This window comes from Isoptericola sp. GX10416 (genome assembly GCF_056590155.1).
Window position 1 is genome coordinate 63,711 of record NZ_JBWPVO010000004.1, and the last position, 25,568, is coordinate 89,278.

The window sequence follows — 25,568 nt, forward strand, 5'->3', positions numbered from 1 at the left end:
CCACGGCATGGGCTTCCTCGACCGACTCCTCGGCAGGTCACGCGACGAGCGTCCCGCCATCCCCGGCATGACCGGCGGCGGGACACCGCGCGGCTACCAGTCCCCCACCCAGGCGCATCAGCCCGGCATGTACCAGCAGGAGCCGACGGCGGCACGGACGGCGCCGCCGTCCGGCCCGGACTCGTCTGGTCCGGGCACATCCGGCCCGGCCCCGGATCGCCACCCGGACGACGTCGCGATCGACCGTTACCGCTACCTGCTCCGCACCGCCCCGCCGGACGCCGTCGAGCAGGCGCACGCCGAAGCGTTCTCCCAGCTCACCCCTGAGCAGCGCCAGCGCGTCCTGACGGAGGTCGGGGCGACCGTGCCGGAGTCCGAGCGCGCCACCTCGGACGATCCCCGGTCCCTGGCGCGGATGGCGACGCGTGCGGAGATGCGCAGCCCCGGCACGCTCGAGAACACGTTCCGCGGTCAGGGTGGCGCGGCACCCGGGTTCGGCGCGATGGTCGGCTCCAGCCTGCTCGGTACGGTCGCCGGCGTCGTGATCGGCTCGGCGGTCGCGAACGCGCTGTTCGGCCCGATGTTCGGTGATCCCTCGGCTCCCGTCGCCGAAGATGCTGCCGCGGCCGGCGACGGCAGCGGCGCCGAAGGGGAGGCCGGAGCAGCGGACGCCGGTGGTGGCGAAGCGGGCGGTGACGAAGGGATCTTCGGCGGCTTCTTCGGTGGGGACGGTGGCGGCTTCTTCGGCGGCGACGGCGGCGGGTTCGACATCTGACCCGGCCGGGCACCTACGTCGGCGCGAGCCGCACTACCTCGGCGCGAGCCGCACTACCTCGGCGTGACGAGGCGGAGGAACGCGCCGAGCTGTTCGAGGTCCCGCACGGACGTCGGCAGGTAGTCCGTCAGCCGCGGTGACCGGACGACGATCGCGCACCACTGTCCCCGCGAGACGGCCACGTTGACCCGGTTCCGGCTCAGCAGGAAGGCCATGCCGCGCGGCACCTCCTCCGGGGAGGAAGCCGCCATCGACAGGATCGCCACGGGTGCCTCCTGGCCCTGGAACTTGTCCACGGTGCCGACCGGGACGTCCTCGAGCCCTGCCGCCTCCAGCGCGCGACGCACGACCCAGACCTGCGCGTTGTACGCCGCGACCACGATGACGTCGGTCGGGGTGAGCCGCCGGGCCGCGCCGTTCGCGGCACCGACCCACTCCCGCCCGACGACGGCGCGCACCTGCCGCACCACGGCGTCCGCCTCCTCGTGCGAGGCCACCGCGCGGCCCTCGTGGGGCACCAGCACCTCGTGCACCCCGGGTGCGAGAGCGTCGAGCGAACGGCCGCGTGCGGTGGCGTGTGCGTGGAGCCTGCCGTCGTAGGCGAGGTCGGAGACTCCGGCGCACAGGTCGGGGTGCATGCGGCGGGACGCGGGCAGGAAGTACCCGAGCCCATCCGGCAGGGTCTCGTGGCCGTCGGCGAGCCAGCCGAGCGCCGAACCACCCACGGCAGGGTCGGGATGGTTCCCCTGCGTGACCTGTGGCAGCTGTTGCGGGTCGCCGAGCAGCAGCAGCCGTGACGCGGCCCGCGCCACCGCCACCGTGTTCGCGATGGCGAACTGGCCTGCCTCGTCGATTACCAGGAGGTCCAGCCCGGAGTCCGGCCACCGCTCGTGCGCGAAGTCCCAGGCGGTCCCGCCGACCACGCAGCCGTCGCCCGCCTCACCGGCCGACGCGGAGAACCGTTCCAACGGTTCGGGCGACATCGGCTGCCAGGGGACGTCGTCCGGGTCGCCCGACGACGACTTCTTGGCGACCTGCTCGGCCGGCACGCCCGCCGCTAGGACGCCGTGGAGCAGGTTTCCGACGACGGCGTGCGACTGCGCCACGACGCCGATGCGCCAACCGCTGCGCACCAGTGCCGCGATGACGTGCGACGCCAGGTAGGTCTTGCCGGTCCCCGGAGGGCCCTGCACCGCGAGGTAGGACCGGTCGAGGCGCCGGACGGCCTCCTCGACCGCTGCCACGACGTCGGGTTCGCCGTCCTCGGCGAGCGCCGGGACCGGCAGGCCGCCGGTCACCCGCGACGGATGCCGCTGGAGCAGGTCGGTCATAGGCCCGGGGGGCAGCCGTTCGGCCATCGGCGCGCCCTCCGACTCCCCGGCGCGCCACGCCTCGAGGGCCGCCGACGCCGCCTCTGCCGTCGCGGACTCCTGCGGCTTGGCCTGGACGAACCCGTTGACGGAGATCGCGGACGGCGCCTCGGCGTGCGGCTCGTGGTCGCGGCCCACCGCCTCCCGCACGGTGAAGACGTCCCGCTCGCCGCCGTCGTCGGACACCCGGCGGACCGCGGTGATCTCGACCCGGCCGTGACATCCGCGCACCGCTCGTGGCCCGATCTCACCGACGGCGGCGGGCCCGGGCGCCTCGTAGAGGAGGAACGCCCCGACGCCGACCCGCAGCTCGGAGCCCTCGACGGCCGGGCAGCCCAGCTCGAGCACGCGCGACGGCGTCCGCCGGCCGGGCTCGACCTCCCAGTCACGCAGCACCCGGCACGACTCGACGACCGACGCCGAGCGCCGGCCCGGCCACTCGTCGGGGGGCAGCTCGAGGCGTGCGAAGTGCGCGTGCCAGAACGGCTTGCCCTCGCGGCGGTGGTACCCGACGCTCGCGCCGAGCAGGCTCAGCGCCCGGACGGCCGCGACGTCCCTCGGGTCGTGCGGGTGCGCGTGCTCGACGGCGGCACGGACATCGGCCTCGAGCCGGTCGCGGGCGGCCCGCGCCTCGTCGACGGTGATCTCCTCGGGGACGGCGAGCGGTGCCGCCACGGGCACCTCGACCGGGCCGACCACCTCGTCGTGCGCCCAGCGCAGCCAGTCGAGCAGGCGCAGGGTCGACAGGCAGTCGTAGCGGTTGTAGTCGAGGATCTCGGCGCGCCGGGCGGCGGCCTCGTCGCTCGCGCCCGCCTCGACGAGCTCGCAGTACTCGGCGTACTCGACCACGGAGGCGGCGGCGTCCGTGACTCCGGAGCGTGCCGCCTCGTCGCGCATGTACAGCGGTTCGAGCTTCTTGATCGAGCGGGACCGGTGCGAGATGCGCAGCCCGGCCCGCACGGTGGCGTACAGGTCGACGAGCACGCCGGCCCGCAGGAGCTCGTCGACCTCTTCCTCGTAGACGCCGTGGCGCGCCGCGATGGACAGCAGGTGCGTCCGTTCGTACGCCGCGTAGTGGTAGATGTGCAAGTCCGGCCATCGACGGCGACGCTCAGCCATCTCGTCCACGAACGCGACGAGGGCGCGGGACTCGTCGGCCAGCGAGTCGGCCCACAGCGCGTGGAACGCCGGGCGCCCTTCCGCGTCGAGGTCGCGTGTGACCCAGCCGAACAGGTAGTCGATGCCGGACGCCGCCGGGGCGCCCGCGCCGTCGGGCGGTGTCCACAGCGGATCACCCTCGAAGTCGAAGAAGACGTCTCCCTCGCTGGGCGGGGGCAGCCGCTCGACCGATCGCGGGTCGGTGAGCGCCCACCGCAGCTCGGCCGGGCCGTCGTCGGTCTCGATCTTGACCGACCCGTGCCCCGGCTCCGTGCCGAGCTGCAGCCCGGCCTGGAGACGCAGCCCGGCGAACCGGTCGGCGCTCATCCCCTCCGGTGGTGACGTCGCACCGGCGAGCGCCTCCACCGTGGTGATGCCTGCCTCGCCGAGCCGTGCACGCTGCGGGCCGTAGACCCCGGCGACGAGCAGGACGTCGGAGTGCGCCTCCGCGGCCGCGGCACAGTCCGGGCACTGCCCCAGACGACGGCAGGCCGTGTGACCGGGTGCGTCCCACTCGACGGGGGCGTCCGCGGCGACGTGCCGCTCGACCACCTCGAGCAGCCGCTCCCGGCGCGCCCGGAACACCGGCAGCACCTCGGCGAGCAGATGGTTCGTGACCTCCCCGGTGCCGAGCACCAGGTGGGCGTGCTCCGTCGGGTCGACGCCGGCCGCGAGGAGCTGGTCGGCGTACGCCGCGAGCTGCAGCACGGCGCGGACCTTCTCCCGCCGGGCCAGCTTGGTGTCCCAGACCGCGTACCGGGGGCCGCCGTCGCGCACGAGGAAGTCGGCCCGGCCGTGGAAGCGGCCGTCGAAGAACGCGGCCTGGAAGACGACGTCGGCGCCCTGCTCGAGGGCTCCCAGGGTGCGCGCGTGCGCGGCCGCGAGCTCGTCGTGCTCCATGCGCCGCGGCGGGGCGATCGCCACCACGCCGCCCGGGCCGTCTCCCTGTGCCCAGCCGAACCGGTCCACGAACTTGTCGAGCACCGCCTGCTCGTGCGATTGTCCGAGCAGGGCCGTGCGCTCGAGCATCTCGTCCCGTTCGCGGCGACGCGCGGGGGCACGGCCGAGCACCTCGTCGAGGCGTCGCAGCAGCGCATGCTCGCACTCTGCGGCGACCACGAGGTCGCTCGCCGAGTGCACGAGCCGCGGCGCCGTCGCCGTCGGCGCGTCACCACCATCGCCATCGCTCAGCAGGAACATGTCACAGGTCTACCAGTGGCCCCCGACATGGACCTCGGGCGGTCGCGTCCGCCATAGTAGGGCCCGCGCGATCTCGAAGGAGTCCCATGTCCGTGCGGTTCAACCCCCCTCCAGGCTGGCAGGTCCCTCCCGGGTTCCGGCCCGAGGCCGGCTGGTCACCCGACCCGTCGTGGCCTCCGGCGCCGCCCGGCTGGGAGTACTGGGTCGATGAGCCGACGGCGGGCGCGCCCGCCCCCTCGTTCGCCCCGGCCGCGGCCTCCGCCGCGCAGGACGTCGGCGCGACGTCGGTGCTCGCGCCGGTCACGGCGTCGCCGGCCGCCGCCCCGCCGCCCGCCGTGCGGCCCGCTGCTGCCGAGCCCGCGCCTGCCCCGCCACCGGCGCCGGCGCCCCCGCCCGTTCCTCCGGCGGACGCGATCCACCCCACCGAGCACGGCACGACGCCGGTGCAGCCGCTCGGTCGCCCGACACCCCCCGCCGACCCCGCGCCGTCCCGCAGCGCGACGGAACCGGCGGCAGGAGGCAGAGCGGTACGCAAGCGACGCCCTCCGACCATGATGGTCGCGGGCGTGGCCGTCGCCTGCCTGGCGCTGGGGATCATCATGGGCGTCATGTTCTCGATGGTGCAGACCTCCGACGCCCGGCAGGATGTCGCCGACGCGACCCGGGAGGTCGAGGCGGCCAAGGTCGCCCAGGAACAGGTCGAGGCCGACCGCGCCGCGCTCGAGGAGCGCGCCTCCGCCCTCGACAGCCTCGAGAAGGACCTCCAGGAGCGCGAGACGGCGATCGCGGACCGCGACGCCGAGCTCACGAACCGGGAGAACCAGATCGCCGACGCCGAGCAGCAGGCCCAGGAGCAGCAGGCTCAGCAACAGCAGCAGCAGGAGCAGCAGGGCGGCGGCCAGTGGTGGTACTGGGACTGCAACGGCGCGCGAGACGCCGGTGCGGCCCCGATCCACCAGGGTCAGCCGGGCTACCGCGGCAGCCTGGACGGCAACGGCAACGGCGTCGCCTGCGAGCCCGGGGAGTAGTTCCTGACATCGGGGTGATCCCCGATGTCGCACCACGGTGGCCCCCCGTACCGTGAACGGGTGGTCGACGTCCTCGGAGCCCAGCTCTACGCCTGGTCCGCGCTCATCGCGCTGCTGCTGTTCGCCCTGTTCGTGCGGCGGGTGATCGGCGTCCGGCTCGGTCTGCCGCGCACGCTGCTCGCCGCGGCGGTCGGGATCACGCTCGGCCCTGCTCTCGTGACGGGCATGATGCCGGTCCCCGACCCGGCCAGCGACACCCTCGACCTGCTGCTCTACACCGCGCTGCTGTCCGTGGTCACGCTGGTGGTGGCGATGTTCGCGCTGGCCGCGATCGAGATGCTGGTCCCGAACGGGTCCCTGCCCGGCCCGGTCAGCACCGTACGTGGGCTCCGGGGCCGGGCGCGGCGCACGCGCCGCTACCTGCGGATCCTGCGGGTGCTGGCCCAGCACGGGCTGGCGCGGTTCCTGCGCGGTGGACGTCATCGGGGCGTCGCGACGCCGGAGGACCGCCGTGCGCTGGCCCGCTCGGTGCGGCGCGCGATGGAGGACGCCGGGGTCACGTTCGTCAAGCTCGGCCAGCAGCTCGGCACCCGCCGCGACATCCCGCCGGAGTTCGTCGCGGAGCTGTCCCGCCTGCAGGACGACGCGGACCCGCTGCCGTGGCCCGCCGTCGAGGCGGTCCTGACCGCGGAGCTGGGCGCCCCACCGACACAGGTGTTCGCCTCGATCGAGCAGGAGCCGCTCGCCTCGGCGTCGGTCGCCCAGGTTCATGCGGCGCGCACGACGGCGGGACGCGCCGTCGTCGTCAAGGTGCAGCGCCCGGGGATCGGCTCCCAGGTGGCCGGTGACCTGGACATCCTGGACCGGCTGGCGCGGACGTTGACGGCGCGGACCGCGTGGGCGCGGCACCTCGGGCTGGCGGACCTGGTGGCAGGCTTCGCGGCCGCCCTGCGCGAGGAGCTGGACTTCCGCGTCGAGCGGGACAACCTCGCGACGGTCGCGGCGGGGCTCGAGGGGTCGGACGGCATCGTCGTGCCGGCCGCCGATCCGGACCTGTGCACGGCCCGCGTGCTGGTCATGGAACACCTGGCGGGCACGCCGCTCGGGGCGGCGGGACCGGTGCTCGCCCGCCTGGGCGAGGACCGCCGTCGGGCGATCGCGGAGAACCTGCTGCACGTGGTGGTGGACCAGGTGGTGGCGCACGGCGTGTTCCACGTGGACCTGCACCCGGGCAACCTGCTGGTCGCGGACGACGGCACCCTGGCGATGCTGGACCTGGGCTCGGTGGGGCGGCTGGGCTCACGGGCGCGCGACCAGCTCGTGCTGCTGCTCGCGGCGCTGGCGACGGCCGACTCGGTGGCCGTCACCGACGCGCTGCTCGAGGTGGTGGACCGCCCGGACGTCGTCGACGAGCATCGCATCGAGCAGGAGGTCGGGGAGATCCTCGCCCGGTACGCCGGGCCGTCCGCGGCGCAGGCCGCACCTGCGATGGCGGCGCTGTTCCAGCTCGTCGCCCGGCACCGGCTCGGCATCCCGCCGCAGGTGGCGGCCGCGTTCCGCACGCTGGCCACCCTCGAAGGCACGCTGCAGGTGATCTGCGACGAGTACGACCTGGTGGACGGTGCTCGCCGGTACGCCGAGCGGCCGGCGCACCGGGCCGCCTCCCCGCGGGAGGTGCGCGCCACGCTGGAGTCCGAGCTCGTCGGGCTGGTGCCGGTGCTGCGCCGTCTGCCCCGCCGGATCGACCGGATCACCGACGCCGTCGAGCACGGCCGGCTGCAGGTCGGCGTCCGGCTCCTCGCCGACCCCGCCGACCGCCGGTTCGTCACCCGGCTGTGGCACCAGGCCCTGCTGGTGGTGCTCGCCTGCACCGCCGGCCTGATGTCCGTGGCGCTCTACCTGGCGGCTCCCGGCCCGATGGTGACCGACGCGGTCGGCATCTTCCACGTGCTCGGGACCGCACTGCTCGGCGGGTCCGTCATCCTCGTGATGCGCCTGCTCGTGGTGATCTTCCGCGGCGCCGACGACGAGGACGCGGGCTGACCCGCCAGCGTCAGACGCCGTATCCCGCCACGTCGGAGCCGATCACTGCCAGCACGCCGAACAGGACACCCCACAGGATGATCGAGACGATCTGCCAGCCGATCACGGCGTTGCGCGAGGCCCCGAACGACACCATGGCCGCGGCAGTGATCTGGCTGGGCAGCACCGTCTGGCCGAGCAGGCTCACGCCGGGCACCCCGAAGCGGTCGAACCGCTCACGGAGCTTCGCGCGACGAGGGGAGTCGGGCTTCTCCCTCCGCGAGACGGCGGCGGTTCGCACACGGGCCGTCGCCACCACGAAGATCACCATGGTGACCAAGTTGCCGACGACGGCGGCCGCCACCGCGACCGCCGGGTTCAGGCCGGCGAGGACGCCCAGCGCGGAGCCGGCGTAGGACTCGACGAACGGGATGGCCCCCGCGACCATCACGCCCACCCACTGCAGCAGCGGCGGGAGGGACTCGGTGAAGGACTGCAGGTTCTCGATCATGGCTCGGCGCTCCTGGATGGTGGTGGAAGGACGTGACACCATCCTGGGGCCGGTCGGAGGCCAGGACCGGTGCGAGGACGCACCGGTTCACGTGGCCTGGTCACGGACCTGCCATGACATCTGTCATCACCGTCGTCCCGTCCGTGTAGGTGACCTCGGCGCGTGCCGCGAGCGCCGCACCGCCCGGCGCCCACACCGCCCACCAGCCGTCGGCCACCGACGCCTCGACCCGCTCGCCGCTGGTGAGCGTCAGCTCGACGGCCGCGACGTCGTCGCCGGCCTGGCCGAACGCGGACGTCAGCGCGCCCTCCGTGCCGTCACCCTCGGACCACGAGGCCGTCCCGCGCTGCAGGGTCGTGAGGTCCCGCGCGTCCGGGGCGGGGAGGTCGACGCCGGCAGCGCCCGCGGTGACGACCGTCGGGGGCTCGTCGGCCGGGGCCGTGACGAAGCACTCGGTGTACGCGCCCTCGCCGGCCATCACCACGTACGTGTAGTCGCCGCGCACGTCGACCAGCACCGGCTCGACGGGCGAGTCCTGCACCACGGGTCCGTCCGGGCCGTCGACGATCTCGGCCGCCCCGGCACCGCACTGCTCGGTGCGCAGCTCCTGCTCCGCCTCGGGCACGGCGTCCGGCACCGGCGTCCACGACGCGTACGCGGCCGGGGAGTCCAGCGTGACCGTGGTGACCACGACGGCGACCGCGACGGCGGCCGCGGCGCTCGCGGCGGCCGCGACCCGGCCCGGGCGGCGGGCTGCCGGCCGGCGCTCGCCGGCGGGGGCGACACGCGGCTGCGCGAGGATCCGGGCCAGGGCGTCGTCGTCGGCGTGGCCCGGTGCCCGCAGCTCGCGTGCCGGGTCGAGCTCGGCGAGCTCGTCGAGCATCGGGGACCTCATCGCGCCTCCTGGAGCTTCTGCAGGACCTCGGCCGTCTCGCTCGGCACCTCGGAGAATGCGAGCAGACGCTTGCGGGCGCGGGTGAGGCGCACGGAGAAGGTGGAGGGCCGGCAGCCGAGCACGCGGGCGGCCTCGACCGTCGTCAGCCCGTCCCAGGCGACCAGCGCGATGACCTCGCGGTCGCCGTCGGAGAGGAGCTCCCAGGCCTGGCGCAGGTCGGCGCGGTCCGCGGCGACGTCGTCGGCGCCCTCCCGGACGAGGGTGGGCTGCTGCTCGATCCGCACGTTGAGCGCACGCCAGCGGCCGTGCGTGCGCAGGTGCGTCGCGAGGACGTTGCGCGCCACCCCGAAGAGCCACGGCCGGGGGTCGGCCGGGACGTCGTCCAGCCGCCGCCACGCGACGAGGAAGACCTCGGAGACGACATCGTCGACCAGCTCGGGCGCGACCCGGCGCGCGACGAAGCGCGTGACCTGCTCGTGGTGATCGACCCACAGCCCGGTCAGCCGCTCCTGCGCCTCGGCGTCGTCCACGCTCCGCAACCTTCTTCCACCCATCACCCTGTCATTGCCGGCAGGGCCGCGATGTCTACACGGTAGGGCACGACCTGTTGCGCCGGAGGTCTCGGCCGGTACGCTCGCACCCAACTCGTGCACGCGCCACCGCACCCGATCTCGACATCGACGACGACGCTCGACAGGGCGAGGAGAACGACATGAGCCGACGCAGGACCGTCCACCGCCACGCCGTCGCGATCCTCGGCACCGCCGCCCTCGCACTCGGCCTGGCTGCCGCGCCGACGTCGGCACCTGCCGCCGTCGCCGCCGACGAGAACCTGCCGGGCGTGCCGGAACCGGGCAGCCCCGCCGACGTCTGGGAGTCCTGGGCCGCCGAGGAGCGGGCGGAGGCCGAGGCGACCGACTGGGACGCGGACGCCGCGACCCGTGGCTGCGAGCTGCAGGAGGTGGAGATCTCCGACGAGGTCGACGTCGACTACAACCGGGCGATGGGCGCACCCGACGACCTGTCCACCCACCGCGTGGACCTCGTGGAGGACTGCTCGTCAGCGAAGGCGGAGCGCCTCATGAGCTCCGCGGAGGACGGCGCGACCGGTGACGTCAGCACGACGGCGCTGTCGCGGGGCACCTCGTGCAGCAGCACCCACGGGCCCGGCACCGCCTGCGTCTACAAGAGCGGCGGGCGGGTCTACGCCTCGTGGAAGTACCGGGGCTCCGGCAGCGTCAAGGGATTCCTGCGCATCTACCGGATCTCGGCGTCGTCGTCGAGCTGCTACCGCGGCAGCACGTGGCTGACCGGCCCGAGCTCCACCTGGAGCAGCGGCATGACGCGCAGCATCTCCAAGTCGAAGACCACCACCACCGGGTACTCGGGACACATCTGGAAGAAGGTCGTGTTCGGGCACACCGACTGGGGATCGGCCTGCTCGCGGCTCTGACCGGCACTGCCCGGCACTGCCCGGGGCACGTGCCCCGGGCACGCGCCTCAGAGCACGTGCGCCAGGAACTCCTGCAGACGCGGCTCGCTCGGGCGGTCCAGCACGTCGGCCGGCGGCCCCTGCTCGACGATCACGCCGTCGTCCATGAAGACCACGTGGTCGGCGACCTCCCGGGCGAACCCGATCTCGTGCGTCACCACGACCATCGTCATGCCCGACGCCGCGAGGTCCTGCATGACCGCCAGCACCTCGCCCACCAGCTCCGGGTCGAGAGCCGAGGTGGGCTCGTCGAACAGCATCAGCTCGGGGTCCATCGCCAGCGCCCGCGCGATCGCCACGCGCTGCTGCTGACCGCCGGAGAGCTGCGCCGGGTAGTGGTCCACGCGGTCGGTGAGCCCCACGCGGTCCAGCAGCTCCAGCGCGCGGGCGCGCGCCGCCCGCTTCGACAGCCCGCGCACCTGCACGGGCGCCTCCATGACGTTCTCCAGCGCCGTCAGGTGCCCGAACAGGTGGAACCGCTGGAACACCATCCCGATGCGCGAGCGCTGGGCCGCGATCCGGGTGGGGTGCAGCCGGTGCAGCACGCCCTTGGCGTCCCGGCGGTAGCCGAGCCGCTCGCCGTCGACGTGCACCGAGCCCGCGGTGATCTCCTCCAGCTCGTTGAGGCAGCGCAGCAGCGTGGACTTCCCGGAGCCCGAGGGTCCCAGGATCACCATCACCGAGCCCCGCGGCACCGCGAGGTCGACGCCGCGCAGCACGTGCAGCCCGTCGCTGCCGTGGCCGAACACCTTGTGCACGTCGCGGGCCTCGACCATCGGCGCCTTCTCGGCCGCCACGTCCGACGCCGTCGGTGCGGGGGTCGCCTGGACGTCGGTCATGGGGTCACCTCGGCAAACGGGTCGTCACGGGTGGTGCCGGCCGCACGGATCGCGGCCTGCCTGCTCGGCCGCCGGTTCCGCCGTCGGCGGCCGGGGCCGCCGCCCCGGCCGGGCCGCGCACCGTCGTCGAACCCGCGCCCGTAGTGCTGCTCGAGGTGGTGCTGGCCGACCATGAGGACCGACGTGATGAGCAGGTACCACAGGGCCGCCACGATCAGCAGCGGGATCGGCTCGAACGTGCGCGAGCCGATGGCGCTGGTCGCGTACGTGATCTCCAGCGTGAACGGCACCGCGACCACCAGCGATGTGGTCTTGAGCATCGAGATCGTCTCGTTGCCGGTGGGCGGCACGATGACCCGCATGGCCTGCGGCAGCACGACACGGCGCAGGATCCTGCTCTCCTTCATGCCGAGCGCACGCGCCGCCTCGGCCTGGCCCGCGTCCACCGACCCCAGCCCCGCGCGCACGATCTCGGCGAGGTAGGCCGCCTCGTTGAGCGCCAGCCCGACCAGGGCCGCCCAGAACGCGGTGATGACCGTGCGGGTATCGAAGACCAGCAGCTCGGGGCCGAACGGGATGCCCAGGCTCAGGCGCGGGTACAGCACCGAGATCAGCCCCCAGAACACGAGCTGGGTGTAGATCGGGGTGCCGCGGAAGAACCAGATGTAGCACCACGAGACCCACCGCATGACCGGGTTGTCGCTGCGGCGCATCACCGCGAGCAGCACCGCCAGCACCACGGCGATGGCCATGGACCCGAACGTCAGCACGAGCGTCCAGCCCACGCCGCGCACCACGTTGACGTCGCGCAGGTACAGCCAGACGGTGTCCCACCGGAAGTTCGGGTTGGTCACCAGGGCGTTGACGACCATCGCGGCGAGCACGAGGACGATCGCCCCGGACACCCAGCGGCCCGGCCGCCGGACGGGCCGGGCGCGCAGGGGCTCGGGCAGCGGGGAGCCGGGCTGCGAGGCGCCCGGTTGCGGGGTCTCGGCCGTCATGTCAGACGCCGGGGTCGAGCTCGGCGGTGGCCAGCGCGCCGTCGGCGTTGCCCCACGCGTCGAGGATCGCCGTCAGCGTGCCGTCGTCCATGAGCTGCTGCAGCGCAGCCTGGACGGCCTCGGCCAGCTCGGTGTCGTCGTGCGAGACCACGACGCCGTACGGGGCGGCGTCGGTGATGTCGCCGAGGGTCTCGAGCTGGCCGTCCGCCTGGTCCACGGCGTACGCGGTGACGGGCGAGTCCGCGTACATGGCCTGGACCTTGCCGCCGACGAGGTTCGTGGTGACGTCGGCCTGCGAGTCGTAGGGCAGCACCTCGACGACCTCGGAGCCGGCGGCCTCGCAGTCGGCCGAGACCGTCTCGAGCTCGCTCTGCTGCACGGTGCCCGTCTGCACGCCGACGACGACGCCGCACAGGTCGGTCGCGTCGACCCCGTCCGGGTTGCCGGCCGCCACGGCGAGCTGGGAACCCGCGTCGAAGTAGCTGACCATGTGCGCCACCTGCAGGCGCTCGGCGTCGATCGTGAAACCGGAGACGCCGACCTCGTACTTGGTGCCGACGGCGGGGATGATCGCGTCGAACGTGGAGGGCTCCACCTCGGCCTCGAGGCCCAGCGTCGCGGCGACCGCACCGGCGATGTCGACGTCGAACCCGACCGGGGTGACGCCGTCGGGCGCGACGAACTCCGCCGGCGCGTAGGACAGCTCGGCGCCCACGGTCAGCACGCCGTCGGCGGCGACCTCCTCCGGGACGAGGGCGGCCAGGTCGGCGTCGGCCTCGATGCCGGAGACGTCGTAGCCCTGGGTGGCCCCGGACTCCCCCGCGCCGTCCTGAGCGGCGGCGTCGCCCGACGCGGACCCCAGGTCCTGCGAGGCGGTGGTGCAGCCGGCGAGCAGGCCGGCGCCCAGGGCGCCGACGGCGAGCACGGACAGGGACTTGGCGGGGCGGGCGCGCATGACGGTCTCCGAGGGGTCGCGGGAGGGGACGACGCCGAGACCCGGTCCGGGCGATCAACGTCTATGCAGGAGTATGCATACCTATTCCGCGTGGGTCCAAACCGGCCAGGCATGACGTGCGTCACGCCCCGCGCCGGGGCCCGCCAGATCAACCAGGACGCGTTGCCATGGAGTAGATCGTCTCGCCCGTCGGCTGCGTGCCGACGCTCACCGTGTCCATGACTAGCGCCTCGCTCGCCGATGGCGGGCCGACCTCCAGCAAGGGTGTGAAGATGTATACGTCAGCGCCGGAGCACTCGACGTCGACCTCGGCCCGCAGCTCTTCGCCCTGCAGGGTCGCGGTACCGGTGATCTCGATGCCCGCGGCCCCGTTGTTGGCGACCACCGGCGTGACGGTGTCTTCGCCGGTGGCTATGAAGCGCTGGGTGAAGGTCCCGCACTCAGGGGCTGTGAGGGTGGCATCACCCGTCGCCTCGAAGGATCCCTGAATGTACGGCCTGATGCGGACGTCGCCCACCGCGTATTTTCGCTGAGCCCCGTCGACGCTCAGGACCACCTCCGAGAACGTCGTCTCCGTGTCGACCGGGACCGTGATGCTGAGGTTTCCCAGCCGACGCTGCCCGAGCCCTTCGAACTCGCCGACCGTCCCTCGATGGATCTCGAGCTCGTCGATCTCTACCTCGGGATGACCGGCGATTTCCACCCACTCGGTAGACTCCCAGATCGCATCGCCTGGAGGCGCGACAAAGAGCAGGTTCAACGGGAATCCGCCCTCGTCGCTCTCGACGACGTCAGCTGCGGTGACGGCGAACGCCACCGCTCCACCGTCATCCAGCGACGCATGCTCGACCTCGGGCTGCCCCGAGGCCGAGCATGCGCAGTTCAGGGCTACCGCTCCGGCGGCGAGGCCCGTCACCAGGAACGACCTCGGGATGCGGGGCCGCGTCGCCATATGTGACCTTCTACTTGTAGGTGACGGTCAGGTACTGCTCACCGCGGACCGGGGAGTAGAGGTACGAGTACTTCCAACTGGAGTAGGACTTACCGACGTACGTTCTGGTCTTCACGTAGTAGCGCTTGTAGTCAGACCGCAGGGTCAACTTCGAGTAGCGCTTCTTGTTGGCGGGAATGGTCCCACCGACCGACCACGTCGCAGTGTAAGAGGAGGTGACACCGAGCGATCCGGAGACGGACTTGGCCGAGACGCCGATCGAGGACGTCAGGCTCGCGCCCACCGTTGTCGACTTGGACCAGTTGTAGCTGCCTGCCTTGGCCCAGGTGCCGGTGAGGTGTCGCACGAACTTCTTGTTGACGTAGACCGGGCCGGATACCTTCCTGGTCTGGCGTCCCGCTCCACCGACGCACGCAATGCACCCGGAGACGTTCGTCGGTGCAGCCTCCACAACAGCGGCGGGCTGGGAACGCACGGGGTCCGCGGCGGCCGACCCGGCCGCACCCGTACCGAACACCAGCGCCGCAGCAAGCACTACCGCAGCGCCTCGCTTGACACCATTCATCTCACATCTCCTCGCATGTGTAGTTGTCTCGACAAAGGAGACATGAGGACGGTGTCCTCCGGGAGGTGAGATTAGCGTCGACTCGACGGGTCGGCCACCCGAACGGAGGAGTGGTCTACGTGTCGTGCTCGATGATCCCCGCGTCCTCGCGATGGTCGTCCTCGCCGCCCGGCGGGAGGTCGGCGCTCTCGGGACGGGCGCGGAGGGCGAGGATGCTGACGATCAGCCCTCCCCAGATGATCACCATGGCCACGGCCATCATGAGGATCGCTTCGGTGGTCATCGGACGGCACCCTTCTGCTCGGAGACGGTATCGACCGGGTACGGCGGCCACGCGGCAAACTCGTCACGGCCACGCCAGCGCGGCAGCGTGAACACGATCGCCCCGACGACAAGCAGCGCGACCGAGCCCCAGCCCGCGAACAGCAGGTACGTGGTGTCGTAGCCCTCGTACGGCTCGTTGATCCGCGTGATGACGTACTGGACCAGCATCACGATGAGCATCACCGGGACGATCGCACCGACGCAGACGTACCACCAGCGGCCGACCTGGAACGTCGAGACCGCGTTGAGGTGATAGCGCAGTTCCGGGCCCCGGCGGTAGAACCAGATCACGAACACGCACATGAAGATCGCCGAGGCGACGATGCCGATGTTGTTGACGAACGCGTCGGCCGTGTCGAGCAGGATCAGGCCTGTCGTGGTGCTGAACCCGAGCACGGAGACCGTGCCGAGCACCACGCCGAGGCCGATCGTCGCTGCGCGGCGAGACAGCGCGAACTTCTCCTGCAGGGCGGCGGAGACAACCTGCAGGATCGACACCAGCGACGTGAACCCCGCCATCACCAGCGACCCGAAGAACAGCGCTCCGAAGAACGCGCCCGCGGGCATCTCGGAGACGATGGCCGGGAACGTCACGAACGCGAGCCCCACACCGGCGATACTCAGGTCCGCCACTGCCATCCCCGCGTCGGCCGCCAAGAATCCGATAGCCGCAAAGACACCCAGGCCGGCGAGCAGCTCGAAGCCGGAGTTCGAGAACGCCACGACCAGACCTGGTCCGGACATGTTCGACCGGCGCCGACGGTACGAGGCGTACGTGATCATGATGCCGAACGCCACGGACAACGAGAAGAAGATCTGCCCGTAGGCCGCGATCCACACATTCGGGTCTCCGAGCGCACTCCAGTTCGGGGTGAAGAGCAGGTTGAGGCCGTCGACCGCACCGTCGAGTGTCAGCGCGCGCACCACCAGGGCTATGAAGGCGACGATCAGCAGCGGGATGAAGACGACGTTGGCACGCTGGACGCCCCTGACCACCCCGGCCGCGAGGACCGCGATGACGGCGACCCACACAAGAACCAGTGGGATGAGGACGGCGGCGACGAAATCGAACGTCAGCACCGTGTCCACACCGGCACTCTTGGGCAGCTGCAGGTGCTCGCCGAAGAAAAACGCCTCCGGGTCGTCGCCCCAGTCGAGGCCGAACGAGTAGACGAAGAAGCTCGCAGCCCAGGCGACCACGGCCGCGTAGTAGACGGCGATCAGCACGCAGATCATCACCTGGAACCAGCCGAGGCTCTCCAGCCACCCCTTGACGCGCCGGAACGCCTGCGGGGCGCCCCCGCGGAAGCGGTGGCCCAGCGCGTAGTCCAGGAAGAGGATCGGGATGCCGGCGGTCAGCAGAGCCACGAGGTAGGGGACCAGGAAGGCCCCACCGCCGTTCTCGTACGCCACCCCGGGGAACCGCCAGATGTTGCCGAGCCCCACGGCCGAGCCGACCGCCGACAGGATGAAGCCGACCTGTCCGGTGAACTGCTCGCGTGGCGCCGCAGTCGTCTTGTCAGTACTCACGAGTCCCACAGCCTCCGGGTCGTTCGCCGTCGAGTCAAACCACGTCACCTGCGATCATGCGCGATACGGCCCGCACAGGCAACGGCTCAGCCGAGCAGCCGGGCGAGGTAGCCGCCCTGCAGGCGCGCGCCCGGGTCGAACCGCTCCGCCAGCGCCTTGAAGTCGCCGAAGCGGGGATAGAGCGCTCCGAGCTGCGTGGGATCGATCGCGAAGACCTTCCCCCAGTGCGGCCGGGCGCCCAGCGGCAGCAGGAGGTCCTCGACGGCCGGCAGCACGGCAGCCACCTCGGCGTCGCGCGGGTGCCACGTGAAGTGCAGGGCGACGGAGTCCTCGGGGAACGGGCTGAGCCACAGGTCGTCGGCGGCGACGGTGCGGATCTCGCACGTCTGCAGCAGCGGCGCGACCTGCGGCGCGAGCCTGCGCATGCCCTCGATCGCGGCGACGGCGTGGCGCCGCGGCATCAGGTACTCGGACTGCAGCTCGTTGCCGGACGACGGCGTGAACTCCAGCCGGAAGTGGCTCAGCCGCTCGTGCCACGGCCCGGGCACGCCGAGCTGCTCGGTGCAGGCGGCGGTGTCGACGCCGGGCAGGGGGTGCACCGGGTCCGTCGCCCACCGCAGGCCGTCCACCGCCGAGGGTCGCTGACCGGCGCCCTCGGGGACGAGCGACTTGAAGAGCACGTGGCGCACCGACGACTCCTCCCAGCTCGTGAAGAGGCTGACGGAGTAGGCGGCGCCGGTCAGGGCGTCGAAGCTGCCGAGCACGGTGTCCCAGGGCACGTCGACGGCGACGTCCTGGCGGACGTCGTAGCTCGGCCGGGTCTCCAGCTCGACCCGCGTGACGATCCCGAGCGCCCCGAGGGAGACGACGGCGCCCGGGAACACCTCCGGGTCGTTCGCGCGGGTGACCCGGCGCAGCTCACCCGCCGTGGTCATGATCTCGAGCCCGACGACCGGCCCGGCGAGCGACTGGTTGGTGTCGCCGGACCCGTGGGTCGCCGTCGCGACGGCGCCCGCCACGGAGATGTGCGGCAGGGAGGCCAGGCTGCCCAGCCCGCGCCCCTGGAGCTGCAGGGCGCGGGAGACCTCGCCGTAGCGCAGGCCCGCGTTGACCGAGACGACGCCGGTTGTCGGGTCGAGGTCGACGGCCGGGCGGCCGTCGTCGAGCCGGTCCACCTGGACCTGCGTGCCGGGCGTGTCGGCGATGTCGTTGAACGAGTGCCGCGACCCGAGGGCGCGCACGGGCCCCGCCGCGGCGAGCACCGCCGCGAGCTCGTCGAGGGTGGACGGCCGCGCGAGGGTGTGCGCCGCGTAGTGGAGGTTGCCTGCCCAGTTCTGCACGCGCCTAGCCTGCCACGGCTCCGTCCCGGTAGGTCGCGAGCGCCGTCGCCGCGTCCCGGACGGCGGCACGCTCCGCCGGCGTCGGGTCGCGCTGCCACTGCAGCTCGGGCTCGCCGTCGCGCGCGGGCCGGGCCGGCCAGCGCCAGCGGGCGGCGAGCAGCCCGTCCACGGCGACCGTGTGGACGAAGGCGCCGATGCGGCCGGGTTCCGGCGCGCGCGGGTCGCTCAGGACTCCGCGCGTCTCCCGGTAGGAGGCCAGGATCTCGTCGTACCCACAGAGCAGGTCGACCACGGGGCTCGACGACGGCGGCGGGTGGGTGGCGGCGTCGTGCAGCTCGGGCGTGCTGACGAGCAGCAGGCCGTCGAGGTCGCCGCTGCCGGGGACCATGACCGCCTCGCCCGTGTCGAGCAGGACGGCGAGCCCCGCGCGCAGCTCCGCGAGCGTCAGCCCGCACCACTGGCCGAGGTCCTTGGCCGTGGCGTAGGCGCGGCCGGGCAGGAACCGTCGCCACAGCTCCAGCACGGCGGCCTCCCGGTCGAACCGCCTGCCGAGCGGCCCGTACCCGGCCGGGACGCGCGAGTCGAAGGGCACGTACGTGTGCCGGCCCTGCGCCGTCGGCCCGCTGACGACGACGCCGCGCAGCTCGGCGTGCATCAGCACGTGCGTGACGACGATGCCGGGTGCGTCGTCCGCCACGAGCCCGCGCGCGACCAGCGCCGTGGCGAGCTCGGTGCGGGTGCGCGCGCCGACGGCGACCTCGTCGGCGACGGCGTCGATCGCGGCCGTGGGGTCGCCGATGCCCCACTGCTTCTCGGTGGAGGCCATCGTGCGCGCCACGCGGGGCGCGGTGAGCTCGAGGAGCCAGCGCGCGTCGTCGGGCCGGACCAGGTGCCACGTGGGCCGCAGGGCGTGGGTGCGCAGGACCGCGCCGTCGTCGAGCGCACCGAGCGCAGCGGCCTCGTCGGGCCGCGTGCCGGGCGTGACGCGCCGGCTGAGGCCCCAGAGCGTCGGGCGCAGCTCCTGTCCCTGGACGGCGAGCAGGTGCCCGACGGCGGAGGGCAGGTCGGGCAGGTCGGGCTCGCGCAGGCGCTGGGCCCGGAGCCGGGCGGCGCGGACCGTGACGGCGTCGACGCTCATGGAGGCACTCTGCCACCAGGTCCGGACATCTCGCCGCTGTTGTGGGCGCGATCGCCGGGCCGCAGACGCCCCACAAGGGACGAATCGGGCCAGAGATCGCGCCCACAACCCCTGCGGGTCAGGCGAGGGTGAGGCTCAGCGTCGCGTAGGAGTGCGCCGGGAGGGTCACCTCGAGGCCACGCGCGTGCGGCCGGACGGCCTCCAGCGCGACGGGCGCGACGGCGTCGGGCGCGTCCGGCGTGTTGTGCGTGGCGAGCCCGGGCGCGCTCAGCACCCGGGCAGAGTGCTCGACGACGTCACGGCCGCGCAGGTCCAGCACGACGGTGCGCTCCGCCGTCGCGTCCAGGTTGGTCAGCGAGACCAGCGCCGTGTTCCCACGGGTCGACGCCGACGCCGAGACCAGCGGCAGCTCGGCCTGCTCGCCGGGCCGGGAGGGCACGCCCTGCAGGTGCACGTCCAGTGAGTCGGCGTCGTGGTGACCCGCGTTCATCTCGAACACGTGATAGCTCGGCGTGCGGACCAGCGCACCGGACTCCGGGTCGGTGAGCAGCATCGCCTGCAGCACGTTGACCGTCTGGGCGATGTTGGCCATGACCACGCGGTCGGCGTGCCGGTGGAAGGCATCGAGGTGCACCGAGGCCACCAGGGCGTCGCGCAGGGTGTTCTGCTGGTACAGGAACCCGGGGTTGGTGCCGGGTTCCACGTTCCACCAGGTGCCCCACTCGTCCACGACCAGCCCCACCCGCTTGTGCGGGTCGTAGCGGTCCATGACCTGCCCGTGCCGGGTGAGCAGGTGGTCCATGTACCGGGCCCGCTCCAGGGCGAGGTACCACTCGTCCTCGGTGAACTCGGTCGCCGAGCCCTTGTCCGCCCACGGGCCGGTCATCGTGTAGTAGTGCAGCGAGACGGCCTGGAAGGGCGCGGCGGGGGTGCCGGCGTCCTCCGCGCGGTCCAGCGCGTCGAACGACTGCATGAGCACCTCGGTCCAGTGCAGGTCGGCGTCCGAGGCGCCCGCCGCGATGCGGTAGACGTCGTTGCCCGCATGGTTGCGCACGTACGTCGAGTACTGGCGCGCCAGCGACGCGAACTGCTCGACGCGCAGGTTGCCGCCGCAGCCCCAGGCCTCGTTGCCGATGCCGAAGAACGGCACCTTCCACGGCTCGTCGCGGCCGTTGCGACGCCGCAGGTCGGCCATCGGCGAGTCGTCGGCGCGGGTGAGGTACTCGATCCACTCGCTCATCTCAGCCACCGAGCCCGAACCCACGTTCCCCGCGATGTACGCCTCGGTGCCGAGCAGCTCGCACAGGTCCATGAACTCGTGGGTGCCGAACGAGTTGTCCTCGACGACGTCGCCCCAGTGCGAGTTGACCATCCGGGGGCGGTCCTCGCGCGGGCCGATGCCGTCGCGCCAGTGGTAGTCGTCCGCGAAGCACCCGCCCGGCCACCGCAGGTTCGGGATGTTCAGGGCGCGCAGGGCCTCGACGACGTCGGACCGGATGCCGCGCTCGTTCGGGATGTCGGAGTCCTCGCCGACGTAGAAGCCGCCGTAGATGCAGCGGCCGAGGTGCTCGGCGAAGTGTCCGTACACGTGCCGGGAGATGCGCGGGCCCGGCAGGTCGAGGTCGATGATGGCTGTCGTCTGCTCCATGGGAGCAGTTTATCGATATAATCGTGGGGACGAAAGAGGGTGACCGATACCGTGACCGGTGTGAGGCCGACCATGAGCGACGTGGCGCGCGCCGCGGGCGTCTCCGCGATGACCGTCTCCAACGTCCTCACCGGGCGGCGGCGCGTCAGCCCCGCCACCCGGTCACGCGTGGAGCAGGCCGCCACCCACCTCGGCTACGAGCTGAACCTCACCGCCCGCCACCTGCGGGCCGGGCGCACCGACACCGTCGCGCTCGTCGTCCCGCACTTCGACCACCCCTACTTCGGCGAGCTCGCCGCCCGCCTCGCAGGACTCCTCGCGGCGGAGGACCGCCACCTCGTCGTCGAGCAGACCGGGGCCAGCCGCGAGGCCGAGCTCGCCGCCGTCGCCCGCGCACGCGCCCGGTGGCAGCTCTACGACGGCGTGGTGCTCTCCGCCGTCGGGATGACCGCCGCCGACCTCGACGCCATGCACACCTCCGTCCCCCTCGTGCTGCTCGGCGAGCAGGACATGTCCGCCCGCTACGCCCACGTCCGGATGGACAACGTCGGCGGCGCCCGCCTCGCGACCGCGCACCTGCTGGCCGCCGGAGCGCGCCGCATCGCCGTCGTCGGCGGCGCCGAACCCTCCGCCGAGGCCGGCATGATGCCCGCACGCACCCTCGGATGGTCGCTCGCCCACGACGACGCCGGGGTGCAGGCCGCGCCGGAGCTCATCGTCCGCGCGCCCGCCGACCTCACCTCCGGCCGCGACGCCGTCCGCCGGATCGTGCGCGAAGGGCTCGACCTCGACGCCGTGCTCGCCGTCACCGACTCCCTCGCCGTCGGCGTCCTCGCCGGTCTCGCCGAGGCCGGACGGCGGGTGCCCGACGACGTCCAGGTGGTCGGGTTCGACAACCTCGCCTCGTCCGAGTTCACCGTCCCCGCCCTGTCGACGGTGGACCCCGGCCACGAGTGGTTGGCCACCGAGACGCTGCGGCTCCTCGAGGCCGCGATCGCGCGCGGCCCGGCAGCAGGGGCCGACGGCGCAGCGGACGTGCCGCAGCACGTCACGGCACCCGCGCGCCTCGTCCTGCGCGGCACGACCCGGGACGACCGCGACTGAGGACGCGACAGCGTCAGGCGCCGGCGGGCTGCTCCTCACGGATGATCGGGATGCGGCCACCCATGCCCACCATGTCGAGCACCTCGATCACGGCGTCGGAAGGCTCGAGCAGCTGGACCGGCGAGCCGGTCTCCTGGCCGAGCATGTAGATCTGCAGGATGAAAGCCACCCCGGACGAGTCGAGGAACGTGACGTCACGGACGTCCAGCACGATCGGGGTCGCCGAACGACGGGCCACGACGGTGGCCATCGCGTCGCTCGCCGCCTCCCGCAACGCAGCGTCCACCTCGCCCCACAAGGTCAGGTAGGTACCTTCCTCCTGCTGCTGGCAGGCGATGCCGGACCCAGGGTCGGGCTCGAGTTCTGTGCTGTGGTCGGTATCCATGGGGTGTCAGGCTCCCGTAGTGCCGTCGGCGACCGTGGTGGCGCTTCTCCCCCCGTCGAAGGCCATGGTCGAGTGTTCACCGGTCTCGTGGATTCGTCCAGTGGAACCGGACGATCATTGCCCGAGGCTCACGACCCGGGAGGTGGATCCGGGTCGGTGACGTCAGCGACCTCGGCGCCGAGCACCCGGATGAGGTCGTCGGCGTCGAGCGTCGCGGCGACGCCGTGACCTCCCGCACCGACCGACACGCGCCCCGCACCGGCGACGGAGGCGTCGGCGACGACCGGCCAAGCGGTCGACGCGCCAAAAGGGGTGATCGTTCCACGCTCGTAGCCCGTGACCTCCCGGGCCACGTCGGCGTCCGGCATCGACAGCCGGTTCACACCGAGCAGCGACCTCAGCCGTGCCCAGGCGATCGTCCGGCCGCCCGGGACCAGCACGAACAGGAAGTCGTCCGCCCCGCGACGCACCACGAGGGTCTTGAGGATCTGGTGCGGCTCGAGCCCGCGCGCCGTGGCAGCCTCCGCGAGGGAGCCGACACGACCGTGCCGGGTGAGCTCGAACTCGACCCCGGACGCCACCAGGCCGCGGCGCGCGCGTGCCTCGGTGTCCGACCCGGTCATCATGCTTCCCCCAGGACGCGCTGCGCGGTCGCCGCCGCGTCCACCGGCCCGTCGTGCTCCGTGCGTTCCGTGCGCCAGTACTCGGCGCCGTCCCGCGTCCGGGCGACCAGCCCGAGATCGATCATGGCGCGGCGCAGACCGACCGGATCGTCCGCCAGCTCGGCGAGCCGGTCCGTGAGCTCGCGCTCGGTCCACGGCTCGAGCAGGCGCGGCATCGCGAGCGTCGCGAGGTACCGCGTGACGGCCCGCTTGTCACGCCATCGTCGCGGGCTGCGCCGGAGCCGTCCGTCGTCCAGGAACCGGCGAGGGTCCCCGGCGGGCTGCTGGTCGGTCACGAGATCCTCAGGCCCTGGGCGTCGGCGTCGTCCGAGTCCGCGTCGTCACGTCCCAGAGGGCTCTGCAGGAGCGACTGCGGCCTCGGCTCGGGCGCGTCGTCCTCCGTGCAGTCCGGCTCCTGCTCGGAACGCTCCTCGTCCGCGAGCTGCTTGTCGTCCGCCGGCTGCTCTTCCGCGGCAGGTTCCTCCTCGCAGAGCTCGTCGGCGGGCGGCTCGTCGGCAGGCGGCTCCGTCGGCTCGGGCGACGGCTCGTCGGCGGGCGGCTCGGTCGGCTCGGGCGAGGGCGTCGGCTCCGTCGGTGTCGGTGTCGGCGACGGCGACGGCTTGTCGGCAGGCGGCTTGGTCGGCGTGGTCGGCGTGGGCGTCGGCTTGGGCTTGGGCTTGGGCTTCGGGTCCTTATTCTCGTCGCCGTTGCCCTTCTTGTTCTTGTCCTTGCCCTTGTCCTTCTTGTCCTTCTTGCCGTCCTTCTTGTTCTTCTTGTCGCCGTCCTTCTTCTTGCCGTCCTTCGAGTCCCCGGAGTCCTTCTTGCCGTCCGACCCGCCCGTCGAGTCGCCACCGGACCCGTTGCCGTCCGACGACCCGCCACCGGTGGAGGAGCCGCCGTCCGTGGCGAAGTCGTCCGTCGAGGTGGCGCGGTCCGGGATCGGGCCCGCGGCGAAGAACTCGAAGTGCCACGGCTCGGGCTTGCTGCCGTCGAGGCGCGCCCAGGCGGGGTTGTCCCAGCCGTAGTCCGGCCCGTTGACCCGCAGCCACGCGTACTCGGCGGACCGGCCGCCCGAGATCGGGGTGGAGAGGTCCAGGGCGAGACCCCAGCCATGGTTCGACGTGCCGGGCACGGCGGCCAGGTGGGGCTTCGCTGCACGCACCGCGACCTGTGAGGCGTACGAGCGGTAGGAGTCCGTGATGGGGATGTTCGTGCCGAACCGTGCGCGGTAGGCCTCGTTGAGCGCTTCGAGCTGCAGCGCGGCGTCGCACCGGAGCATGTGGCCGGGCGCCCACGGGACGGCGCACAGCACCGACGTGGGGATCCGGCCGTTGCTGTAGCCCGCCGTCGATGTGGCGTGCTGATCGACGACCGAGCGCAGCGCCTGCGACAGCGAGTTGGCCGCGGCGTCCAGCGGGAGGCCGCCCGCGGTGACCGGGGTGCCGTCGCTCAGCACGAAGGTCCCGTCGGGCAGCTCGGTGACCGACGGGCGGATGTCGACGACGTAGCCCGCTGCCGCCGGGTCGAGGAGCGTGGAAAGACGCGTCGCCGCCACCACCACGTCGTCGAACGTGACGGCGTCGTCCACGTGCTCGTGCTCGACGTCGCCCTCCACCCCGAGCGTCTCCTCGGCACCGGGCTCCTCGGCATCGGGCTCCTCGGCACCGCCGAAGCCGCCGGCCGTCGAGGGCATCTCCGGCTCGGCCGAGGCGTCCTCCTCGTCGGACCCGGAACCGCCCCCTGCTGCGCCGTCGTCCGGCAGGACCGGGCTCGCGACCCGCAGCGCCCCGTCGCCCTGGAGCAGCTGGTCCAGCGTGGGGAGCCGGAGGCTCGGCACGTCGACCGGCTCGATGGGCTCCAGGTCCGCCGTCGACCGCGGCCCACCGGTGTCACCGGCCGCGCCGTACTCGATCTCGGGGTCCCCGGCGTCCGCGAGGTCCTCCGGGCGCACCGACCCGCCGTCGTCGTCCGCGGGCTCGTCGACCTCGGCGGGCGGCCGCAGCTCGTCGCTGCCGAAGTCCTCGGGGTCGCCGAAGGGGACGTCGCCCGCGGGCTCGCCGGCCGGGTCCGGCGCCGTCGGTTCGTCGGCGGGCTCGTCCGGTACGGCGTCGGCGACGTCCTCGCGCTGCTGGGGGACGCCGACCCGTGGCGCGACGGCGGCGTCCCGCTGGGCGACGTAGATGCTCAGCAGGGTGCCGAGCTCCGCTGCGGCCTGCTGCACCTCTGGGTCGAGCGCGCGGCCCGAGTCCACGGCGGCCAGCTCGGCCCGCTCGACCACGTCGAGGATCTGGCCCACCGTCTTCGGGCCGGTCGACGTCGAGGCGCCGACGACGCCCACGACCACCGGCTCGGTGTCGACGGGCGCAGTGAACTCAGGGTGCTCGGTGAAGTCGTTCCAGGGAAGGTCGGAGACCGAGCCGGCCATGATGCCGGCGGCGAAGGTCAGAGCAGCCGCACCGGCGCCGACGGTGCGCAGGACCGAGCGGCCTCGCTCGGCGGACGCGGGCCGGCGCGGCGCGGAGCCGTCGACGCTCTCGGCGTCACGTCCTCCCAGGTCACCGTTCTTCTCGACCGCCACGCGGAACCCTTCTGCCAGCCGCTGTGCTGCACGACGCATCCTCGCACACCAACGTGACCAGATGCTGCGGGCAACGTCCCCCAAGAACCACTGTGC

Annotated in this window: 23 protein-coding genes; 5 read left to right on the forward strand and 18 right to left on the reverse strand. The window is 72.9% G+C overall.

What is annotated here, in order from left to right; all coding sequences use genetic code 11:
- Positions 1-7 precede the first annotated feature (7 nt).
- A complete protein-coding gene (locus tag ACWAT2_RS08010; protein ID WP_402374636.1) occupies positions 8-775 on the forward strand; it encodes a hypothetical protein in 768 nt (255 codons plus the stop codon).
- 53 nt (positions 776-828) lie between these two features.
- On the opposite strand, the gene ACWAT2_RS08015 is transcribed toward ACWAT2_RS08010, so the two are convergent.
- Positions 829-4,503 (reverse strand): TM0106 family RecB-like putative nuclease, encoded by a 3,675-nt coding sequence (locus tag ACWAT2_RS08015; RefSeq protein ID WP_402374638.1) that lies wholly within the window; start codon positions 4,501-4,503, stop codon positions 829-831.
- A gap of 86 nt (positions 4,504-4,589) precedes the next feature.
- Here ACWAT2_RS08015 and ACWAT2_RS08020 point away from each other — a divergent pair, with 86 nt between their 5' ends.
- A complete protein-coding gene (locus ACWAT2_RS08020) occupies positions 4,590-5,531 on the forward strand; it encodes an excalibur calcium-binding domain-containing protein (RefSeq protein WP_402374640.1) in 942 nt (313 codons plus the stop codon).
- Positions 5,532-5,591: 60 nt separating this feature from the next.
- On the forward strand, positions 5,592-7,574 hold the full coding sequence (locus tag ACWAT2_RS08025; protein WP_402374642.1) for an ABC1 kinase family protein: 1,983 nt from the start codon (positions 5,592-5,594) through the stop codon (positions 7,572-7,574).
- Between the two features lie 10 nt (positions 7,575-7,584).
- Here the strand turns inward: ACWAT2_RS08025 and ACWAT2_RS08030 are convergent, their stop codons facing one another.
- The 3 genes from ACWAT2_RS08030 to ACWAT2_RS08040 form a co-directional block, all read right to left on the reverse strand.
- Positions 7,585-8,064, reverse strand: coding sequence for a hypothetical protein (locus ACWAT2_RS08030; RefSeq protein ID WP_402374644.1), 480 nt, complete (start codon positions 8,062-8,064; stop codon positions 7,585-7,587).
- 100 nt (positions 8,065-8,164) lie between these two features.
- On the reverse strand, positions 8,165-8,959 hold the full coding sequence (locus tag ACWAT2_RS08035; protein ID WP_402374646.1) for a hypothetical protein: 795 nt from the start codon (positions 8,957-8,959) through the stop codon (positions 8,165-8,167).
- Positions 8,956-9,489: an RNA polymerase sigma factor gene (locus ACWAT2_RS08040; RefSeq protein ID WP_402374648.1), complete on the reverse strand. Its 534-nt coding sequence runs from the start codon at positions 9,487-9,489 to the stop codon at positions 8,956-8,958. Before ACWAT2_RS08040 ends, ACWAT2_RS08035 begins: the two co-directional genes overlap by 4 nt.
- A 182-nt stretch (positions 9,490-9,671) precedes the next feature.
- Here ACWAT2_RS08040 and ACWAT2_RS08045 point away from each other — a divergent pair, with 182 nt between their 5' ends.
- Complete coding sequence (locus ACWAT2_RS08045; RefSeq protein ID WP_402374650.1) at positions 9,672-10,412, forward strand: hypothetical protein; 741 nt, start codon at positions 9,672-9,674, stop codon at positions 10,410-10,412.
- A 47-nt stretch (positions 10,413-10,459) separates the two neighbouring features.
- Here the strand turns inward: ACWAT2_RS08045 and ACWAT2_RS08050 are convergent, their stop codons facing one another.
- The 10 genes from ACWAT2_RS08050 to ACWAT2_RS08095 all read right to left on the reverse strand — a co-directional run bounded on the left by ACWAT2_RS08050 (position 10,460) and on the right by ACWAT2_RS08095 (position 20,743).
- Positions 10,460-11,290, reverse strand: coding sequence for an amino acid ABC transporter ATP-binding protein (locus ACWAT2_RS08050; RefSeq protein WP_402374652.1), 831 nt, complete (start codon positions 11,288-11,290; stop codon positions 10,460-10,462).
- Positions 11,287-12,291: an amino acid ABC transporter permease gene (locus ACWAT2_RS08055; RefSeq protein ID WP_402374654.1), complete on the reverse strand. Its 1,005-nt coding sequence runs from the start codon at positions 12,289-12,291 to the stop codon at positions 11,287-11,289. The genes ACWAT2_RS08050 and ACWAT2_RS08055 overlap by 4 nt, the downstream gene beginning before the upstream one ends.
- 1 nt (position 12,292) lies before the next feature.
- Positions 12,293-13,246 carry an ABC transporter substrate-binding protein gene (locus ACWAT2_RS08060; RefSeq protein WP_402374656.1) on the reverse strand — a complete coding sequence of 318 codons (954 nt, stop codon included), beginning with the start codon at positions 13,244-13,246 and terminating at the stop codon, positions 12,293-12,295.
- A gap of 148 nt (positions 13,247-13,394) precedes the next feature.
- Entirely contained in the window at positions 13,395-14,063 is a 669-nt protein-coding gene (locus ACWAT2_RS08065; protein ID WP_402374658.1) for a hypothetical protein, read from the reverse strand.
- Positions 14,064-14,208: 145 nt separating this feature from the next.
- Positions 14,209-14,763 carry a hypothetical protein gene (locus ACWAT2_RS08070; protein ID WP_480048762.1) on the reverse strand — a complete coding sequence of 185 codons (555 nt, stop codon included), beginning with the start codon at positions 14,761-14,763 and terminating at the stop codon, positions 14,209-14,211.
- A gap of 115 nt (positions 14,764-14,878) precedes the next feature.
- Positions 14,879-15,046: a methionine/alanine import family NSS transporter small subunit gene (locus ACWAT2_RS08075; protein WP_402374662.1), complete on the reverse strand. Its 168-nt coding sequence runs from the start codon at positions 15,044-15,046 to the stop codon at positions 14,879-14,881.
- The gene (locus ACWAT2_RS08080; protein ID WP_402374664.1) at positions 15,043-16,617 is read right to left on the reverse strand and encodes a sodium-dependent transporter; all 1,575 of its coding nucleotides are present in this window, start codon (positions 16,615-16,617) and stop codon (positions 15,043-15,045) included. Before ACWAT2_RS08080 ends, ACWAT2_RS08075 begins: the two co-directional genes overlap by 4 nt.
- Before the next feature lie 86 nt (positions 16,618-16,703).
- Complete coding sequence (locus ACWAT2_RS08085) at positions 16,704-17,957, reverse strand: FAD-binding protein (protein ID WP_402374666.1); 1,254 nt, start codon at positions 17,955-17,957, stop codon at positions 16,704-16,706.
- Between the two features lie 4 nt (positions 17,958-17,961).
- A complete protein-coding gene (locus ACWAT2_RS08090) occupies positions 17,962-19,095 on the reverse strand; it encodes a winged helix DNA-binding domain-containing protein (protein WP_402374668.1) in 1,134 nt (377 codons plus the stop codon).
- A 118-nt stretch (positions 19,096-19,213) separates the two neighbouring features.
- A complete protein-coding gene (locus ACWAT2_RS08095) occupies positions 19,214-20,743 on the reverse strand; it encodes an alpha-N-arabinofuranosidase (RefSeq protein ID WP_402374670.1) in 1,530 nt (509 codons plus the stop codon).
- A 60-nt stretch (positions 20,744-20,803) separates the two neighbouring features.
- On the opposite strand from ACWAT2_RS08095, the gene ACWAT2_RS08100 reads away from it, so the two are divergent.
- The gene (locus tag ACWAT2_RS08100) at positions 20,804-21,847 is read left to right on the forward strand and encodes a LacI family DNA-binding transcriptional regulator (protein WP_402374672.1); all 1,044 of its coding nucleotides are present in this window, start codon (positions 20,804-20,806) and stop codon (positions 21,845-21,847) included.
- A gap of 13 nt (positions 21,848-21,860) precedes the next feature.
- On the opposite strand, the gene ACWAT2_RS08105 is transcribed toward ACWAT2_RS08100, so the two are convergent.
- From ACWAT2_RS08105 to ACWAT2_RS08120, 4 genes are all read right to left on the reverse strand, one after another.
- Positions 21,861-22,232, reverse strand: a complete 372-nt coding sequence (locus ACWAT2_RS08105) for an STAS domain-containing protein (RefSeq protein WP_402374674.1) — start codon at positions 22,230-22,232, stop codon at positions 21,861-21,863.
- A gap of 128 nt (positions 22,233-22,360) precedes the next feature.
- Positions 22,361-22,855, reverse strand: a complete 495-nt coding sequence (locus tag ACWAT2_RS08110; RefSeq protein WP_402374676.1) for an aminoacyl-tRNA deacylase — start codon at positions 22,853-22,855, stop codon at positions 22,361-22,363.
- Positions 22,855-23,190: a DUF2087 domain-containing protein gene (locus ACWAT2_RS08115; RefSeq protein ID WP_402374678.1), complete on the reverse strand. Its 336-nt coding sequence runs from the start codon at positions 23,188-23,190 to the stop codon at positions 22,855-22,857. The genes ACWAT2_RS08110 and ACWAT2_RS08115 overlap by 1 nt, the downstream gene beginning before the upstream one ends.
- On the reverse strand, positions 23,187-25,511 hold the full coding sequence (locus ACWAT2_RS08120; RefSeq protein ID WP_402374680.1) for a M15 family metallopeptidase: 2,325 nt from the start codon (positions 25,509-25,511) through the stop codon (positions 23,187-23,189). Before ACWAT2_RS08120 ends, ACWAT2_RS08115 begins: the two co-directional genes overlap by 4 nt.
- Positions 25,512-25,568 lie beyond the last annotated feature (57 nt).